The organism is Streptomyces mirabilis (assembly GCF_039503195.1).
Classification (GTDB): domain Bacteria; phylum Actinomycetota; class Actinomycetes; order Streptomycetales; family Streptomycetaceae; genus Streptomyces; species Streptomyces mirabilis_D.
The window spans coordinates 4,204,127-4,221,577 of record NZ_JBCJKP010000001.1 but is presented as its reverse complement, the minus strand read 5'-3'; the positions used below and the strand labels follow the sequence as shown (position 1 = coordinate 4,221,577).

Here is a 17,451-nt window from a genome sequence, read left to right as displayed (position 1 = left end):
CCTCATGTCCGCCGTTGAGGAAAAGGGTCGGGGGAAGGCCGGGATCAAGCCGGGGGCCGGGTCACCAGCGCCGTTCCCGCCCGTCTTGACCGCCTCCCGTGGTCACGCTGGCACTGGACCGTGGTGATCGGCCTCGGCACGGTGTGGATCCTCGACGGTCTGGAAGTAACGATCGTCGGCAACATCGCCGGACGCCTCTCCGAGCCCGGCAGCGGCCTGCCGATCACCTCGGCGCAGGTCACCGGCACCGCGGCCGCCCTCTATGTCGCCGGCGCGTGCGTCGGGGCGCTGTTCTTCGGCCGCCTCACCGACCGCTTCGGCCGCAAGAAACTGTTCATGGTCACCCTGGCGGTGTATCTGGGGGCCACGGCCCTGACCGCCGTCTCCTTCGAGCCCTGGTGGTTCTTCACCTTCCGCTTCCTCACGGGCTTCGGCATCGGCGGCGAGTACGCGGCCATCAACTCCGCGATCGACGAGCTGATCCCCTCCCACTACCGTGGCCGGGTCGACCTGATCATCAACGGCAGCTTCTGGCTGGGCGCGATCGGCGGCTCCCTGCTGTCGATCGTCGCGCTGGACACCGCCTTCTTCCCGGCGAACATCGGCTGGCGGCTGACCTTCGCCCTCGGCGTGGTCCTCGGCCTGGCCATCCTCGTCGTACGCCGCAATGTCCCGGAGAGCCCACGATGGCTGCTCATCCACGGCAGGCAGGAGGAGGCCGAGCACCTGGTGGCGTCGGTGGAGGAACGGGTCCGCGCCGACCTCGGCGGCCGCGAACTGCCTCCCCCCGCCGGGGAGATCACCCTCCACCAGCGCAAGACCGTCGGCTTCCTCGCCATCGCCCGCACGGTCCTCGCGACCTACCGCAAGCGCGCCGTGTTCGGCCTCTCCCTCTTCATCGGCCAGGCGTTCCTCTACAACGCGATCACCTTCGGCTTCGGCGCGATCCTGACCAAGTTCTACGACGTCCCGACGGGCGCCACCGGCTACTACTTCGCCGTGATCGCCCTCGGCAACTTCCTCGGCCCGCTGCTGCTCGGCAAGCTCTTCGACACGGTCGGCCGCCGCCGGATGATCGCGTCGACGTATCTGCTCTCCGGGCTGCTGCTGTTCGGCACCGCCTGGCTGTTCGGCCGGGGTTCGCTGAGCGCGGTGACCCTGACGGCCTGCTGGTGCGTGGCCCTCTTCTTCGCCTCGGCGGGCGCGTCGAGCGCCTACCTCACGGTCTCCGAGATCTTCCCCATGGAGACCCGCGCGATGGCCATCGCCTTCTTCTACGCCATCGGCACGGCGGCCGGCGGCATCAGCGGACCGCTGGTCTTCGCGGACCTCACCCAGTCCGGCGTGGTCGGCGACACCGTGCTGGCCTTCCAGATCGGCGCGGGCCTGATGTGCGCGGCGGGCCTGGTCGCCGCGTTCCTGGCGGTGAACGCCGAACGGCGCTCGCTGGAGGACATCGCGGCCCCGATGTCGACGGTGGCACCCGCCGACTCTTGAGCACGGGAACGGAGTTCGGGTCGAGTCCGGGAACTGAGTACGGGAACCTGAGTACGCGTACTCTGTCGGGCCGCCGCCCGGGCGGCAACCCTCGTACGCATGACCGAGAAGCTGTTAGGCCCTCTGCGAACGCGCCCCTGGCCGGAACGCTGGCTGACGCGCGTGCTCGGCGCCGCCCTCTCCGGTGCGGCGTACCTCCTCTGCCTCCCCTGGGACCTGCGCAACCGCCCCGGGGCGACCGGGTCGATCACCGAAACGACCTCGGTGACCGTCCTCGGCGCCGTCCTCCTCGGCGTGGTCCTGCTGTTCCTGGCCGCCTACCTCGGCCGCCGGGACGCGCTGGCCTGGCCCCTACTGCTGGTGGCGGGACCACCGGCAGCACTCATGTACATCTCCTTCCACTCCCACCCGGAGCCCCCGGACGCGGCGGTCTGGCCGCTGACCTGGGCGTTCTTCACGCTGGTGGTCGCGGCGGGGGTGCTGGTCGCGACGGCGGTGGCGAGGCGGTACCGGGCGGCGGACTGGGCGGGTTCCTCGGGCTCCGGCGACTCCTGGGACTCGTCGGACGAGGCGCTCAGCCTCGCCCGGTGGTGGTGAACGTCCGGCGGGGGAGGACTCACGGACGACCGTTGAAGCGACGTTCGCGGACCGATGAAGTGATGATCCATGGGCCGTGGGAGCGACGATTCACGGACCGTAGAAGTACCGCGAGCCCTTCTCGATGAAGTACGTGGCGTAGACGCGCCCGAGGGCCGGCTTGCCGCGATACATGCCCACGTACGGGCGGGAGCTGTCGACCACGACGGGCCGTGTCATACAGGCGAACCGGACGCGCTGGCGCTCCTCCGCCCACCGCACGGCGGCCGGGTCGACGCGGTCGCTGACGAGGACGGGGAAGGCGCCGACCCCGTTCTGCAGACCGACGGGCAGGCCGCCCTTGGTGTCCTTGGCGTACTTCGTCACCTGTTCGGTGAAGCCCTCGACGACGGGCACGGTGATCTCCGGAACCGCCGCGGCCACGGTGAACAGATGGAGCTTCGTCGCCATCCAGCGCAGCCGGAAGTCCGACCGTCGCCCCACCAGCACGGGCACCCCGGCCCAGTCCTCCCAGCGGGTGGCGCATCCGTCGGCCGTCAGCCGGCCCTCCAGGGTGGCGAGGTAGGCCGTCGGGGCCGGGGGCGTCGACGGATCGTGTGGTCCGTACACCTGTTCATGCATGAGCCGGATCCTAGGGCTAGGCGCCCGTGGTGGACCCCGGTCGGACAATCATCAGGATCGTGACGGTGGCCCAGAGGAGGTTGAAGAGCCCGGTGAACATGGCGAGCCGGGCGGTGTCCCGCGGGCCGACACGGCTCGCTCCGGCGTACGCCGCACCCTGCCCGCCTCCCTCCACGCCGTCCTCTATGGACTCCTCCATGCCCTCCATGAGCGCGGTCTGCCGGGGCAGGACCAGCGCGGCGAGGACGACGGCGGCCAGGGCCGTCAGCGCGATCGAGACGATCAGCCAGGTGTCGCCGAGCACGCCCATGTTCTTGGCCGTGGCGAACCCGAACACGGGCACGGCGACGCCGACCGTCGCGTACACACGGCAGATGCGGTGCAGCACCCGCACGGTGGAGAGGGCCCGGGCGTCTCCCGGCTCGGCGAGTGCGTTGCGCGCGCTGGGCGGGAACATGCTGGCGGCGACGGTGACGGGCCCGACGGCGACGATCGCGGCGAGGACGTGCACGGCGAGAAGGAACGTGTTCACGGGCTGACGCTAGGGCCGCGCGCGATCTTGCAGAAGCGGCACTTCTGCCAGGGTCCAACGGATTCTCGCCACCCGCCGCACCACAGGCCGGAGGCACCCCGAACGCAGCCCTACGACGCTCTAGGCGCCCTCCGAGGCCACGATCCCCCCTTGGCCACAATCCGCCGTGTGCCTACGCTCTGGCCATGCACACCGTGGCCGTACTGGCGCTCGACCAGGTCATCCCGTTCGACCTCTCCGCCCCGATCGACACCTTCGGCTGGGCCCGGCTGCCGGACGGCCGGGAGCCCTACCGGATCCGGGTCTGCTCGCCGACGGCGGACGAGGAGGTGAGCGCGGGCCCGTTCACGATCCGCGCCCCCTATGGTCTGGAGGCGCTGGCCGAGGCCGACACGATCATCCTGCCCGGCGTCGCGAACCCGGCCGCCCCGCTCCCGCCGGGTGTGACGGAGGCGCTGCGCGCGGCGGCCGCGAACGGCACCCGGATCGCCTCGATCTGCGTGGGCGCCTTCGTCTTCGCCGCCACCGGCCTGCTGGACGGGCTGCGCGCCACCACCCACTGGGTCGCGGCGCAGAACCTGGCGGCCAGATACCCCGCCGTGACCGTCGACCCGAACGTCCTCTACGTCGACAACGGCCAGTTCCTCACCTCGGCGGGCGCGGCCGCCGCCCTCGACATGTGCCTGCACATGATCCGCAACGACCACGGTTCGGCGGTCGCCGCGCATGCGGCCCGGATGTCGGTCATGCCGCTCGAACGGGAGGGCGGCCAGGCCCAGTTCATCATCCACGACCAGCCCCCGGTACCGGCCGGCACCACGATGGAGCCCCTCCTCGCCTGGCTGGAGGAGAACGCGGAGCGCGAGCTGACCCTGGAGGACATCGCCGCCCACGCCGGCATGAGCACCCGTACGCTCAACCGCCGCTTCCGCGATCAGACCGGCACCACACCGCTCCAGTGGCTGCACCGCGCCCGGGTCCGCCGCGCCCAGTACCTCCTGGAGACGACCACGTACCCGGTCGAACGCATCGCGACCCAGGCGGGGTTCGGCTCACCGACGGCGTTCCGGGAGCGGTTCAAACGGGTGGTGGGAACGAGCCCGTACGCGTACCGCCGGGCGTTCCAGAGCCCGGGACCGACTCCGGTTCCGGTCCCGGTCCCCACCTCAGTCCCGGTCCCGGAATCCCTGTCCGCTGCCGCGGCCTCGTAGGCCCTCAGACTCTCAAGCCCTCAAGCCCTCAAGCCCTCAAGCCCTCAAGCCCTCAAGCCCTCGAGCCCGTGGTGCTCTGCGCTTGCTCAGGCCCGCCGGTCGGCCACGGCCCACGAGGCGAGGGCCACGGCACCGGCGACGCCGAACACGGAGGGCCAGGCGCCCACCTTCTTGGCCAGCGGGTGGGACCCCGCGAAGGCGGCGACGTACGCGACGGTCAGCGCCCCGGCGGCCTTCCCGCCGGCCTGCCGACGCCACTGCTGCGCGGCCGTGGCCCCGGCGGCCGCCAGCACCACCCCGCCGAGCTGCCGCTTCTTGGTCCACTTGGCCACGCCGTAGCCGCCGATGAGCCCACCCGCGGCCACCGCCGCGGCCGGTACCTTCGCCATTGCTGCCTCCCGCTCCTGCCTGCGTCTTTCGAACAAAACGAGGCTAACGCGCACGAACGGACGCCCGACGACCGCCCTGCCTCCGCCCTACCCCCGGGCGACTGTGCGGGGACTGTTGTAGGCGGACACGCTGAGCGCCGGACGGTTCGACGGCAGCGCGTGAGCCGGCCAGGACAGGGTGACCGTCCGCGACTCGCCGGGCAGCAGCCAGAGGTAGTTGTCGCTGTACAGCGTCGGCAGGACGCGCTCATCGCTGTGATCGTCCAGCAGCGACAGCCGGACCATCGGGGCGAGGGCCGACCCACGGTTCTTGACGACAGCGGTCAGTTCACGCCGGGTACCGGTACCGGTACCGGAGTGCGACACGCGGGTGATCGAGGCCGAGAGCCTGACCCGCGGGAGGTCGTTGAGTGCCTTCATCGCGGCCGGGGTCCGATGGCGCCAGTAGGTGTTGGCCGAGAGCGTACGACCCGCGTGGTCCTCGAGGGTCAGGCGCAGCAGGTGCAGATCGGGCAGGTCGTCGGTCCAGTCCACGGCGAAGGCGGGTGTGGTGGAGGCCGACGCGACATCGACCACGGCTTTCCTGGTCCCGCCGATCCGGCGACCGGCGAGGTCATGGAGTCGGGCGGTGACGGTCGCGCCCTCGACCTTCCCGCGTGTGTGGTTCACCACGAGAAGCTGCCATTTCCGCGGGTCGGCCTGGACGTGCAGGGGCTCGCAGGCGGTGCGGGCACCGTAGTAGGTGCCGTTGACGTCGAAGTCGTAGTCGTAGGTCTGCCAGACGGTGCTGTGCCAGGCGGGGTGGGACATCCACAGCATGAGGCCGCTGGCGTCGTCCCACAGGTGGGCGTTCCACGCCTCGAACATGCTGCGCGCGTTCTCGTAGTTGACGAACTGCGCCTTGCCGGCGAAGTCGTCGAGGTCCGTCGCGGTGCCCAGGCGCGCTTCGATCGCCGCCCGGTACTGCTGCGGAGCCTGATTCCCGTGTTCACTCCAGTCGTGGTAGTACCACGCTCCGCCTATCGGCCACTCCTTCTCGCCGCCCACGAGGTCGCGCATGCTCTCGGCGGTGGAGACGACCGGCATGCCGATCTCGGTGTGGAATCCGAAGCTGTTGCTGCCGTAGGTCGACGGGTCGTAGTACTTCTCGGGCTCCACCCAGTTGTAGGGGCCGCCGCCGGTGATGATGCCTCCGGCGGAGTTGTTCTGGTAGAGGATGCCGGGGGCCTGCTGCTCGACGGCGTCGCGCATGCCCTTGTCGATGGCGGCCGGCGGGTCGCCCTCGTTGGCGCCGCACCACACCACCACGCAGGGGTGGATGCGGTAGCGCAGCACGGTGTCGCGCGCGATCGCGTTGAACGCGTCATGGTCCGGCGGGTCCATGCCCCAGGCATTGGGGAAGTCGTTCCACACCAGGATGCCGTGTTCGTCGCAACTGGCGTAGAACTCCTCGCGGTTGACGCTGCCGACCCAGTTGCGGATCATCGTGAAGTTCATGTCGCGGTGCATGCGCACCGCCGCGTCCATCCGCTCGGCCGGCATCCGCCGCAGCAGTTCGTCCCAGCCCCAGTTGCCACCCCGGGCCAGCACCCGTACGCCGTTCACACTGATCTTCAGCGGCACCGGACTGTTGTCCACGGACTTCACATCCGTCCAGGTGTCACCGTCCGCCGACACCTGGATGACGTACGTCTTCGGATAGGCCTGTTCCCACAGGATGGCCACGCGGTCGAAACTCTCGGCGGAGCCGAGGTCGACCTGGATCCACTGGTGGTCCTCGTACTGCGACGACCACCGGCTGTCGGGGCTGCCGTCGGTCGCGGCGGCGGCCGGATGGTCGGACTCCTCCGTGGAGGCCGTGGCCGCCTTGTGCAATGCCAGGTCGGTGCCCGGACGGGAACGGTCGATCACCGAAAGGGACCAGAGGGAGTTGCCCCAACTGGTTTGGCGCACACCGCAGTTGATCCGCACGAAGCGGGCGGTGCGGGCGGTGAAGTCCTCCACCTGCAGGCTCGCCCGGTCGGTGTTGAACGGCAGCGGTACGGCGGTGTTGTCGACGGACTTCGCGTCCGTCCAGGTCGAGTCGTCCGTGGACACCTGGACCACGTACGTCCGGGCGTAGGCCTGCTCCCACACGAGGTCGACGCCGTCGAAGGACTGCTGGGAGCCCAGGTCCACGCGGATCCACTGATCGTCCTGGTAGGCCGAGGACCAGCGGGTGCCGGGATCACCGTCGGTGACGTTGCCGGGGCCGTGGTCGTCGCCGTCCGTCGTGGAGGAGGTGGCGCTCGCGTGCAGAGCGAGGTCGGTACCCGGTCTGCCGCTGTCGGTCACGGACAGGGTCCACAGGGAGTTGCCCCAGTCGGTGGCCCTGGTCAGGCACCTGACCCGTACATAGCGGGCCTGCTGCCTTCCGACCTCCAGCGACTGGGTGCAGGCGTCGCCGGACGAGGTGAAGGGGAGCGGCACGTCGTACTCGTAGCCGAACTGGCGGATACCGAAGCGAGTGGTGCGCCGGTCGCTCTCCGTCCCGTCGACCGAGGCGGCCAGGGTGAGGTCGTGCAGCGCGGGGCTGCCGAGCCCGTTGGGCCACCACAGTGCGGGGTTGCGCAGCCGCAACCGGCTGAAGGCGTCCGGGGCGAAGGTGACGTCGACGCTCCGGCTTGCCGGGACGGTGACGGCCTTGGTGACACGTACGTCGCCGAAGGACGCGGAGACGGTCGTGGTGTGCTCGACCGCGTCGGCGTTACGGACCGGGACGGTGAGGGTCAGTTCGGCGACCGAGGTGTCGGGCAGGTCCGGCAGAACCGTGTCCACCCGGGGGTCGCCGATGACCACGGGCCCCGTGGACCTCAGCCGGACATGGTTCCAGATCCCCGAGGCCCGGTCCCGCACGGCGGGCATCCAGTCCCACCCCGAAGCGGCCAGATACGTGGGCGAGTTGAGGTTCATCTGACCCGCGCCCGCGTCCACCCAGGACTCCCCGGCGGGACCCTTGTCCCCCGGGCTGCCGGGGACGGGCATCGGCGTGATCTTCACCGCCAGCGCGTTCTCGCCCTTCTCGGCGATCCACTCCGTCACGTCATGGGCCGAGCGGGCGAACGGGTAGGTGAGCCCACCCACCTGGTGGCCGTTGAGCCAGATGTCGGCCTGATGGTTGATGCCGTCGAACTCCAGCCAGACCCTGCGGCCATGGCCGGTGCGCAGACCGGACGGCAGGTCGAAGTCACGCTTGTACCACCAGGAATGGCGGGAGAGCGCCTCAGGGATGTGCAGATTGTTCAGGCCGGCGACCGGGTCCGGGAGCTTTCCCTGGTCGACGAGTGAGGCGAGGACCGTGCCGGGCACGGTGGCGGGCAGCCAGCCGCTGGTGTCCACGGTCGGCTTCGACAGGTCGGGACCCTCGCCGTCGGCCCAGTCGTCCAGGGTCAGCCGCCAGCCGGACTCCAACGGCACTGTGCCGTCCGCCGCGACAGCCAGCCCGGGAGCCTCGCCGGGGTGGCTACCCCAGTCGGTCCAGCCGGTGACCGGGGGACGCCGCCCGCCGGCCGTGCCGTACACCTCGAATCCGTTCAAGCCGAGCGGATTGGGACTGGACCGCCGCTGAGCCGTCATCCGCACCCACCGCGCCGTCACGGACCGGGTCAGCGGAATGTCCACCACCCCACCCGTACCGGCCGTCGTGCGGTACACGCTCGTCCAGGAGCTGCCGTCCCTGGACGTCTCGACCACGAAGGCGAGCGCGTAACTGGACAGGATCTCCTTGCCGGTGGTGCCATCCGCCTTGTTGCCGGTGGCGGGCGGCGTGAAAACCGGATCGCTCGCGTCGGCCTCGAAGGTGAGCCGGACCCGCGTCACCTGGCAGTCGGCCTGAAGATCGACCGAGATCCACTGCGGATCGTCCCCCGCCGCCGCACGCCATCCGCTTCCCCGGACTCCGGGCGACGCGAGACGGTCGACCACGAACTCGCCCGGAGTCGGCGCGTAGTCCGTCGAGGAGACCTCGACGGGGCGGTAGGCGGCGAGTTCACCGGACGACGCCGCCGCGGTGAGCGCGTCGCCGCGCCCGGCGGCCGTGCTCGTCGCCGGGAACAGAGCGCTTAGACCGAACCCGCCGAGGAGAGCCGAACCCGTAGTGACCACCGACCGCCGGGAAGGACCAGAAGGATCCCGCGGCGCATGTGACTGACCTGCCATGAACGTGAGTCCCATCAGAAAACAGCGCGGCCGACGAACACGCGGAGGCGCCGGAGGCGTGGCATGACAACGTTGCCAGAGGGTGTGACAACGTTGCCAAAGGTGGCCGCGCGCCCAAGCTCCTGTCAAGACCTCGCACACGATCACTGTTGCTCCACCGCGATACGGCCCACTGAGCGCAAGTCGCCCCAGGGGCGGGGGAGTCATGAAGCAAGTCGCGGAACTTCCGGCGTGCCGACTCAAGGCGCGGCCTCCATTGGAAGCTGCCCGCCGAACCGGCGAACCAGAACGGTTGATCACTGAGGCTTTCCCGCCGGAGATCATTTCCAGTTGCCGTTGTGGACAAGGGCGGCCCGCGCTAGGTCGCCAATCCGGCTCGGGCTGAGCGTGACGTGCTCGAGTGCGCGCCAGCGTTCCTTGCGCTCGGCGGCGGTGCGCTCGCCCAGTGCGCGCAGGTCTCTGAGTGCGACCTGGCCATGGGCCCGGATCGCAACACCGGGCAGATGCGCTCCCAAGCGAACGGCCGGAGGGAGTAGCGCCGTGGGCGCTACGAGCAGAAGGCACGTACTCGCCCTGGCTGCCAGTTGCTCTGTCGCACTGGGGCCGTCGGCAGCCATTGCGCGAACAGTCCCTGGCCAGGCATGATGCCCCGCGTCATTCGTGCGGCAGGGGTGGAACAGCTGTGAACCAGGAAGCCCGCAATGGCGGAGCGGAATCGTCGGAAATGGTCGGCCGAGTGCGCTATCGGGCTTCGTGGCAGCAGTCCCTGCCACTGGGCCTGATCCTCGGCGCCGCCGTGCTGATGCAGTTGTCGAACCCCTTGCTGTGGGCGCACCAGCGGCCCGGGCTGCCGTTCGAGTCGTGGGTCCTGGCCGTGGTGCTGCCGTTCTTCTTCACGCTCGAACTGTGGGTGCTGAGCCGCTACGTCGGGGTAACCCTGACCCCTGAGGCGGTCGTCGTCCACAACCTGCGCCGCCGGACCATCCCGTGGACCAACGTGGCCGAGGTCGCGGTCGAGCCCTTCACCGGCGGACGGCGGGTGGTCCTCTACGAGACGGATGGACGCCGCACCCCGCTACGAATGCCCAGCTCCGGTTTCCTGTCCCGCGACCGCCGGTTTGACGACAAGGTCGCGACCATCCGAAGCTGGTGGCTTGCCAACGGCGGCGCGGCCCAAGTCGAAGACACGGCTGGTGAACTCGGCGCCTGGGGGCATACCCACGGCCTGCTGCCCGAGCGACTGAGTATGCGACCTGCGCCAAGCCGGTCGGTGCCCACGGCCCTGCTGCTCGGCTGGCTTGCGGCTGATGCGGTGATGGCGGGGTTCGCCGAGGGGCCCGGCGCTGATCACCCGTCGCTCCTCGGCCGCACGCTCGGCGCACTCGTCGCGATCTCGCTGCTGCTGGGCGCGGGCTTCCTGAGCTTCGGCAGAGGCGTCATCCTCACTGCCGACCACCTGGTCATACGAGGGCTGCGGCCCCGAACCGTTCCCTGGGACGAGATTCAAGGGATCGCCGTCGAGCGCCACCGCGGCGGGCGCAGGCTAGTCATCCTTGAAGCGAGCAGTCGCCGAACGCCCTTGCCAGTACCGCGTGTCGGACGCGTGCTCTGGGACTCGGAGTTCGAAGCCAAGAGCGAAACGCTACGTCACTGGTGGCGCACCCGCGCGGAGATGGGCACGCCCCCGACCGAAGCGGCGCTCCAACCCTCGGACCAGCCACCGCTCCTTCCCTACCGCGGACCGCGTCTGTGGCAGAAGGGAGTGTTGGCCCTGGCCTGCATCGTCCTCGGCTATGAGATCCTCCTGTCAGTTCTAGTCGGAACTCTGTTCCTCACCGTCGGTCAGTGAGAAAACCTCACTCACTCCCGATAAACGGGCGGCGCATTCCTGTACGTATGCCCGGTAGGACTCGTCCAACTGGCAATCCCGGTATGCGGATCTCGTGTCACCCTCCACCCGGGATGGTGGGTCTTCAGCCGATGATGCCGCCGACACAACGGTTGAAGATTGTCGGGAATGGTCAACCCACCCGCTTCAGGACGCTCGTGATCGAACGGCTCGACGTGATCGACATCGCAGCGATGCGCAGGCATCCGACAACTGGGAAAGGCGCAGTACTGATCGCGGGCAATGACCTGCCGCTCGGCATCAGCTGTGGGTCGGTAGGTGGTCGGATCGACCTTCACGAGCAGCCCACTGCCAGGATCGGTGATGAGCCTCCGCCAGATCGTCCCCGGAGCAAAGGCGATCTCGCGCGCCTGCCCCGCGGTGATCGGCCCGTACCCCTTCAGCTCCGCAGGCCCGTCCTCGGCCCCCACCAGAACATCAAGAGGCACCGTGACCTGCACGACCGCAGCAGCCCGCCCCCGCACCGGACTCGCGCAATCTCCCACCACACCGTTCCGGTTGACCACAAGGTCGTACAACGCGTCGGCACGCTTCTGCGCCATAGTCCGCCCGTCATTGTCGAACGTGGCCGCGTGTGCATCGACGGCCTGTCCCATCTCGGCAGCCTGCTCAGCAGGCAGGACGGCGCCGAAGAGAGCCATTCCATCCTCTCGCGGATAAAGGACAGTCTCCCGATCCGTCTTGCGCCGCCGATGCCGCTCCTCAGCCCCGTCAGGATCGGCCTTATGAATCTGCCGACGCAACAAGGCCCGCGTCTGCCCGACGGCCAACTCCGGCATCTTCGCGACCACGACGGCCTCAACCTGCCCAGCCGTCTCCGGCTCGAGAACCGCACACAATTCCGTGACGGCTTCGGCCTGCAGATAAGAGATCTCCCCACGCTTCAGCAACTCCAGAGTCGCCGGATACCGAGCGCACAGCTGCTGCGCCACATCGAGCCGCCGCGAAGCGGTGCCGCCGGCCAGCCGCACGGCACAAGCCACTTCATCACTCGCGGCATCCCACTCCCGCAGCAGCCGAGCATCGAACGCCTCACCGGCTGCGGCAGCATCGGCCCCAGAATCCGTGTAATCCCCAATAGCTGCCAACACCTCGACCTGCATCCCCTGAATCCAGGCAAGATGCCTCTCGAACACGGCCAGGGCATCAATCCGCCCCCGCGCCGAAAGTCGCTCACCGGCCAACTCGACCAGCAACCCCAGGGTCTCCACCGAAGGCGCGCACGACCGCAATTCAGCGATCCACTCATCTGCCACCGCAGACGACACATCGACTTCGGACTCCACCACAACCGCCACCGCGCTCACCCCCGTCCCCCATGAGAGCGCCGAACCTCACCCACCCACCAATGGCCCGACACCTCCATTATCGCTCACGGAGAGTGATAATCCCAGCTCATTGCCGCATTTCATCCGTCAGAATGATCCACCTCGGAACTGGGAACTCTGTCTGTCGCTGGCCAGCTGCCAGCCCACGCAGCGCGTCATCGCAACCGGTGCCGCGCCAGACGACTGGCGTCCTGGTCCACCCGGACCACCCCAGACGTGCTCTCGTCCCACCCACCATCCGGAAGCCGTCATGCCAACCCGGCGTGCGCGGAAAGCCCAGGCGTCCCACAAGCCACAAATTCCCGGCACCCGGCAACGCGAAGAAACCCAACCCCCGCTTCCCCCGCCGCCCCCTTTCGGGCCGCCCTGCCAAGAGCACTCCGCGGTGGAGGGGTGAGGGTCAAGAGTGGAGCGAAGCGAAATCGGCGCAGCCGACGCCCGAAGGGCGCTCTTGACGCTCACCCCGGAACCGCCAAACTCAGCAAAACCGGGCGGCCTTGGGTGCCTTGATGCCAACGTCACGTGAGCCGACGTGATCGTCGCCGTGGCGACGGATCGATCAGTCGTGGCTCCAGAACACCAGGGCCTTGGTGATCAGATCCTTGGCGTGGTCGCCGTAATAGGCGGCACTACTCAGGGCATTGAAGGCCTTGTCATGGAGGGCGAGTTCATCCGGCTCGGTGACGTCCACACCGGTGGAGACGAGTTCGTAGTGAACTCTCGCGTCGTCGTACATGCTGAAGCCGGGCATGGGGACCACGCTCACCTCGGCGGTGGCGGCGAGGACGCCGAGGGAGAGCGAGGGCAGGTCGATATCCCTGAGAAGCCGTTCCATCTGCTCGCGCATCACCTCCGGCCCACCGATGTTCGTGTACAGAGCCTGTTCGCCGAGGATCACGTCGTAGTGGTGCTCACCGTCGTACAGCACCTGCTGCCGCTCCATCCGCTTGGCCACCCCTGCCGGCACATCGTCCGGAACCCCGAGGAAGTCAACGACCCGGCGGAGGATCACAGTCGCGTAGGCCTCGGTCTGGAGGGTGCCCCAGATCATCGTGGGGACGTACCCCTTGCCATGCCGAGTCTGTTGGTACCAGCGGATCACCTCGTCCTGGATATCTTCGGTACCACTGGACAGGCGCTGTTGCCACGGGACGGAATGGGTCACCGCCCCTCCCTTCAGCCGATGACAGTGAATCCGGGGAGTTCATACGTGGTGTGGCGCGGTGGTTCGTCAAGCCACCGCATCGTCCCCCGACCGCGCAGCGAGGCTCAACAGCGCGATCCGGCCGGTCATCAGGATGTCGTGATTGGCGAAGAGCGCGTCCAGATCGAAGCGTCGGCGGATGTACGCCGTCCACGTCGCGGCCAGCAGGTTTCTGTACGACGCGACGGTCCGGGCGCGGCTCGCCTGCGTCAGGATCCAGCGGGCCTGTTCCCCGCCGGAGTTGCGCCCACCGAGTTTGCGAGCCAGGCGCCACAGTTCGTCGCCGTCGCCCTGTTCGTCGACGACAGTGACGAGCCCGATGTCACCTAGACACCGCTCATCGCTGGACTGAGTGGTGTAGGCGATGGTGAGGCTCTCCAGAGGGAAGACGGTCACACGACTGGTTGCGGTGAGTTCGGTCAGGGGCATGGGGCGAGTCCGTTCTGACGCAGAGGAAGGCGGACGGGTCGGCCCAGGAGAAGGCCGACCCGCCTGTGCGAGGGGGAGTGGTTAGAGACTGCAGCTCAGCAGCAGGGACCGTCGCCGCAGCAGGCAGGCGGGTTGCAGTCGGCCGCCGTACCCCACAAGCGCTCGTCGACGTCGAATCCCGCCGCACGGAGCTTCCTGACGACGTCCGTCATCAGGCCGTGAGTACGGGTCTTGCTGTTCGGCTGGTGATGCAAGAAGTAGCCGAAGCTCCGGTCACACCAGTCGGCATACCAGTCGGTGTGCAGGATGAGTGTGTGCCAGCCTGGGTCCACCTGCTGGGATGGGGCCATGGCAGCGCCCTCGCCAGTCGAGCCCATCACGTAGACGAGCGCGAGTGCCTGGTCGACGACGCGGTCGGCAACGCAACGCTCGAGTCCGTACTCGTCGGCGCAGAACGCGGCGAGCATGTCGAACTCGGTGTCCATGACTAGGGAGCGGCCGGTACGGGTGCCTGCGCCGAGATCGGCCACAAGGGTGGTCGTCACCGCTGGGCCTCCTGCGGACTCGTGCTGCCCCTGGGCGGGGTCGGACCGGGCGGCCGTTCGGGCGGGCTTGTGTTGAACACGGCAATACCTCATATGTGGGGGAACTTTGGATGGCCTCTCCTCGAGTGCCGACTGCCTGTCGTGCGCTCGGAGACAGGGGACTCGGGCCCGCCGCGCGTCGCATGGCGCAGCCCCTTCGCGCAGCGGGAAGCGGTGGGGCCGGGGATCAGGCCGACGCGTACTCGATGAGCTGCCGGTACCCGGCGTCGACCAGATCTCGTACGGCCTGTGGCTTGCACAGGTTGCCGTCGTAGCGCGGTGGAACGACCCAGTAAGTTCCAGGCGGTTCTCGACGATCGATCCGGGGGACGCCGAGATAGGTGTCGTCTCGCAGGCACGGCGCACTGCGGTTGTAGTCCCAGACCAGACCGGCATGCCACTGAATGAGCGCGTAATACGTCTGGCCTGTGGTGCGGTGGTCGTGGATGACGGGACCCCGCAGTCGCGCAGACAAGCCCTCGGTCACCACGCCCGGGTCGTCCGAGTCGAGGGCGGCGTGCACCAGGGCGCCCGTCAGCCTAACTGCGGCGAACCGTCGGCCAAGGGGTAAGAGTGCTACGCCTTGATTCGACCACTCCGCTCGGGCTTGCTCAGGTACCGGGTGCGCTCGCGCGAGCCATTCGGTAATCGCTCTGTCCAAAGCCTCTTGTGTGTCCATGGCCTGCCCTTGCCTTCGTCCGTGGTCAGGTACGTCACACAGAGTCCATGAACTGTCGCTCTGCTTCGAGGACTCTGAAAGGCCTCCAATAGGACTTTGGGAGGACCTAGATGACGCCTTGAGAGTGAAAGCACGCCCCACATCGGACTTACTGTGGGAAGGTTGCAGCAGTCGCCACCAGGAGGTGTCCCGTGCCTCGACCCACAGGCAACGTCCGACTCAAGGCCGCCCGCGTAGCCGCTGGATTCAACTCACAGCAGGACTTGGCTGACGCCCTGACCGAGAACGCAAGACAGATGGGTATTCGAGGCCTGTCCGTCGGCGTGCGGCAGGTTCGGCGTTGGGAGTCGGACAACGCACCCTGGCCGCAACCGGACTGCCAGCGCGTACTCGTACATCTGTTGGGCCAAAGCATGGAGGCACTTGGTTTCACGCCACCGTGGGGATCGGACAGACCTCAGCCGAACCACGCCCGGCGCACGCTGGTGACCGGCGGCGCTGCAGTTCTCGGACTGGCGGCCGTACCCGGACGCGTCGTCGCGGCGCCTCAACCAGCCACCGCAGGCTTCGACTTCGAAGCCGTGACGCGCTCCCACCGCAGGCTCTATTGGTCCGTCGCACCGACCAAGCTGCACCCCGCCATCATCGCGCACGCGACGCTGGGCTGCGTGTTGCTCCCTGAGACCACGGACTCCACGCGCCGCACGGTCGCGGCCGCGCTGGCGGAGACGTACCTCCTCGCAGGTCGGATCGAGTTCTTCGACCTCCGTCAACCAAGCACGGCGAACGACACCCTCCTCCTGGCGCTGCAAGCCGCGGGTGAGGCCGACGATTCGCTGCTCGGCTCGGCGGTCATCGCGCACATGGCCTTCATCCCGGGCTGGGCGGCTGATCGTGACGCGGCATTGGAGCGAATGATCGCGGCACGCACGTACGCCCGCCGCGCCCCCGCTTCCGCGGAGTTCCTCGCATGGCTGGACGCGGTGGAAGCCGAATGTGAGACCCGGTGCGGCAACGCTCGCACCGCCCTGCATCTGATCGGGCACGCCGAGGACGTCCTGCATTCAGGCAACGACCACGCCTCACCGGAGTGGATGGACTGGTTCTCCCCGGCGCGGCTGGCGGCGTTCAAGGGAAACACCCAGATGATTGCGGGCCACCTTCCACAGGCTCGCGAGACACTCCTCGGCGTCCTGGACGCGATGTCCCCCGGCGAGGACAAACAGCGCACCGTCGTCTACGGCGACCTGGCTGCTGTCGAGGCAGCGTCCGGAAACCCGGAGCAGGCGTGCGAGTACTCGGGACGAGCTCTCGACCAACTTGCCATCACCTGGTACGCGACGGGCATGGAGCGCGTACGCGAGGTCCGCCGCACGCTGACCCCGCACCAGCATCAGCCCTGCGTTCGTGATCTCGACGACCGGCTCTACGACTGGTCGACGACCATCAGCGCACTGGGTCGTTGAACTCCCCGATTCGTTCGCTTAGTTCGAGCAGGTTGTTGATGCGGAAGGTCGGCAGCTCCCTGGCTTCGCGAGTGTTCCATTGGACCGTGGCCCACGGCCCGCGACGCATGAGTGCGGTGCGCATCCCGGCCTCGCGGGCCGGACGGATGTCGTTGTCGCATCGATCACCGACGTAAAGGATCTCGTCGACGGCGAAGGGCACCACGGCGGCGACCCGATTGAAGAACTCGGGGTCGGGTTTGTTGGCACCCCAGTCGTCCGACGTACCGATCAGGTCGACGTCGTCGGAGAAGAGCGCCCGCAGAATCCCACCCGCCCGCACGGTCTGGTTGCCCGCGATGCCGAGCCATAGCCCGTCGGCACGGAGCTGGGCGAGAGCCGGACGGACATCTACATACAGATCCTCTTCGCCGAATGTCTCCGGCTGACCGGCAGCAGCGCGCTTCTCGCGTTCCGCGTAGAGGTCGAAGCCGGGCTCGAACTCCTGAAAGGTCTCCCGGTAGTCGCGGCCCTGCGCGATGACAGCCCCGAACATCGCGTGAAAGGTGTGACGTGGCACCCCCAGCCAGTCGGCCCAGGTCCCATACTCGCGGGTCTCGTCCACGAGGCACTCACCGACGTCGAAGACCACTGCGCGAATCATGGGGGCAGGGTAGCGAGGCGTCATCCTGAGACCAGCCGGGAGGTTGGGCGCGCCACGTCGTGGAAAGGAGGCCTGACCCGACCATCCGGCGTCAGCACCGCGTCGAGTCCGCCCACGCCCGCCGGCGGACAGTGACCGCACCGCACCGCGCCGCATCTCATCGCC

General features: G+C 68.4%; 15 protein-coding genes. 5 read left to right on the top strand and 10 right to left on the bottom strand.

Annotation, left to right across the window (positions count from 1 at the left end; all coding sequences use genetic code 11):
• Positions 1-120: 120 nt before the first annotated feature.
• Both AAFF41_RS19590 and AAFF41_RS19585 read left to right on the top strand, forming a co-directional pair.
• A complete protein-coding gene (locus tag AAFF41_RS19590; protein WP_343324342.1) occupies positions 121-1,497 on the top strand; it encodes an MFS transporter in 1,377 nt (458 codons plus the stop codon).
• Positions 1,498-1,596: 99 nt separating this feature from the next.
• Positions 1,597-2,094, top strand: coding sequence for a hypothetical protein (locus AAFF41_RS19585; protein WP_343324341.1), 498 nt, complete (start codon positions 1,597-1,599; stop codon positions 2,092-2,094).
• Between the two features lie 90 nt (positions 2,095-2,184).
• On the opposite strand, the gene AAFF41_RS19580 is transcribed toward AAFF41_RS19585, so the two are convergent.
• Positions 2,185-2,715, bottom strand: a complete 531-nt coding sequence (locus AAFF41_RS19580; RefSeq protein ID WP_319747710.1) for a levansucrase — start codon at positions 2,713-2,715, stop codon at positions 2,185-2,187.
• 16 nt (positions 2,716-2,731) lie between these two features.
• On the bottom strand, positions 2,732-3,247 hold the full coding sequence (locus AAFF41_RS19575; protein ID WP_319747712.1) for a hypothetical protein: 516 nt from the start codon (positions 3,245-3,247) through the stop codon (positions 2,732-2,734).
• Positions 3,248-3,432: 185 nt separating this feature from the next.
• Between AAFF41_RS19575 and AAFF41_RS19570 the strand changes: the two genes are divergently transcribed.
• Positions 3,433-4,458 (top strand): GlxA family transcriptional regulator, encoded by a 1,026-nt coding sequence (locus tag AAFF41_RS19570; RefSeq protein ID WP_319747714.1) that lies wholly within the window; start codon positions 3,433-3,435, stop codon positions 4,456-4,458.
• An 86-nt stretch (positions 4,459-4,544) separates the two neighbouring features.
• Here AAFF41_RS19570 and AAFF41_RS19565 read toward each other — a convergent pair whose 3' ends face one another.
• Complete coding sequence (locus tag AAFF41_RS19565; RefSeq protein ID WP_343324340.1) at positions 4,545-4,847, bottom strand: hypothetical protein; 303 nt, start codon at positions 4,845-4,847, stop codon at positions 4,545-4,547.
• Positions 4,848-4,934: 87 nt separating this feature from the next.
• Complete coding sequence (locus AAFF41_RS19560; RefSeq protein ID WP_343324339.1) at positions 4,935-9,044, bottom strand: discoidin domain-containing protein; 4,110 nt, start codon at positions 9,042-9,044, stop codon at positions 4,935-4,937.
• Positions 9,045-9,726: 682 nt separating this feature from the next.
• Here AAFF41_RS19560 and AAFF41_RS19555 point away from each other — a divergent pair.
• Complete coding sequence (locus AAFF41_RS19555) at positions 9,727-10,893, top strand: hypothetical protein (RefSeq protein ID WP_343324338.1); 1,167 nt, start codon at positions 9,727-9,729, stop codon at positions 10,891-10,893.
• Between the two features lie 11 nt (positions 10,894-10,904).
• On the opposite strand, the gene AAFF41_RS19550 is transcribed toward AAFF41_RS19555, so the two are convergent.
• From AAFF41_RS19550 to AAFF41_RS19530, 5 genes are all read right to left on the bottom strand, one after another.
• Positions 10,905-12,260 (bottom strand): HNH endonuclease signature motif containing protein, encoded by a 1,356-nt coding sequence (locus AAFF41_RS19550; protein WP_343324337.1) that lies wholly within the window; start codon positions 12,258-12,260, stop codon positions 10,905-10,907.
• A 580-nt stretch (positions 12,261-12,840) separates the two neighbouring features.
• Positions 12,841-13,446, bottom strand: coding sequence for a DUF5753 domain-containing protein (locus tag AAFF41_RS19545; RefSeq protein WP_343324336.1), 606 nt, complete (start codon positions 13,444-13,446; stop codon positions 12,841-12,843).
• A 66-nt stretch (positions 13,447-13,512) separates the two neighbouring features.
• A complete protein-coding gene (locus AAFF41_RS19540) occupies positions 13,513-13,914 on the bottom strand; it encodes a hypothetical protein (RefSeq protein WP_095854427.1) in 402 nt (133 codons plus the stop codon).
• A 95-nt stretch (positions 13,915-14,009) separates the two neighbouring features.
• On the bottom strand, positions 14,010-14,459 hold the full coding sequence (locus AAFF41_RS19535; protein WP_382325662.1) for a glycine-rich domain-containing protein: 450 nt from the start codon (positions 14,457-14,459) through the stop codon (positions 14,010-14,012).
• A 226-nt stretch (positions 14,460-14,685) separates the two neighbouring features.
• The gene (locus AAFF41_RS19530) at positions 14,686-15,021 is read right to left on the bottom strand and encodes a hypothetical protein (protein ID WP_343324335.1); all 336 of its coding nucleotides are present in this window, start codon (positions 15,019-15,021) and stop codon (positions 14,686-14,688) included.
• A 347-nt stretch (positions 15,022-15,368) separates the two neighbouring features.
• On the opposite strand from AAFF41_RS19530, the gene AAFF41_RS19525 reads away from it, so the two are divergent.
• On the top strand, positions 15,369-16,643 hold the full coding sequence (locus tag AAFF41_RS19525) for an NsdA family TPR-like regulatory protein (RefSeq protein ID WP_343324334.1): 1,275 nt from the start codon (positions 15,369-15,371) through the stop codon (positions 16,641-16,643).
• On the opposite strand, the gene AAFF41_RS19520 is transcribed toward AAFF41_RS19525, so the two are convergent.
• Positions 16,624-17,286, bottom strand: a complete 663-nt coding sequence (locus tag AAFF41_RS19520) for an HAD family hydrolase (protein WP_343326317.1) — start codon at positions 17,284-17,286, stop codon at positions 16,624-16,626. The genes AAFF41_RS19525 and AAFF41_RS19520 overlap by 20 nt on opposite strands.
• Positions 17,287-17,451 lie beyond the last annotated feature (165 nt).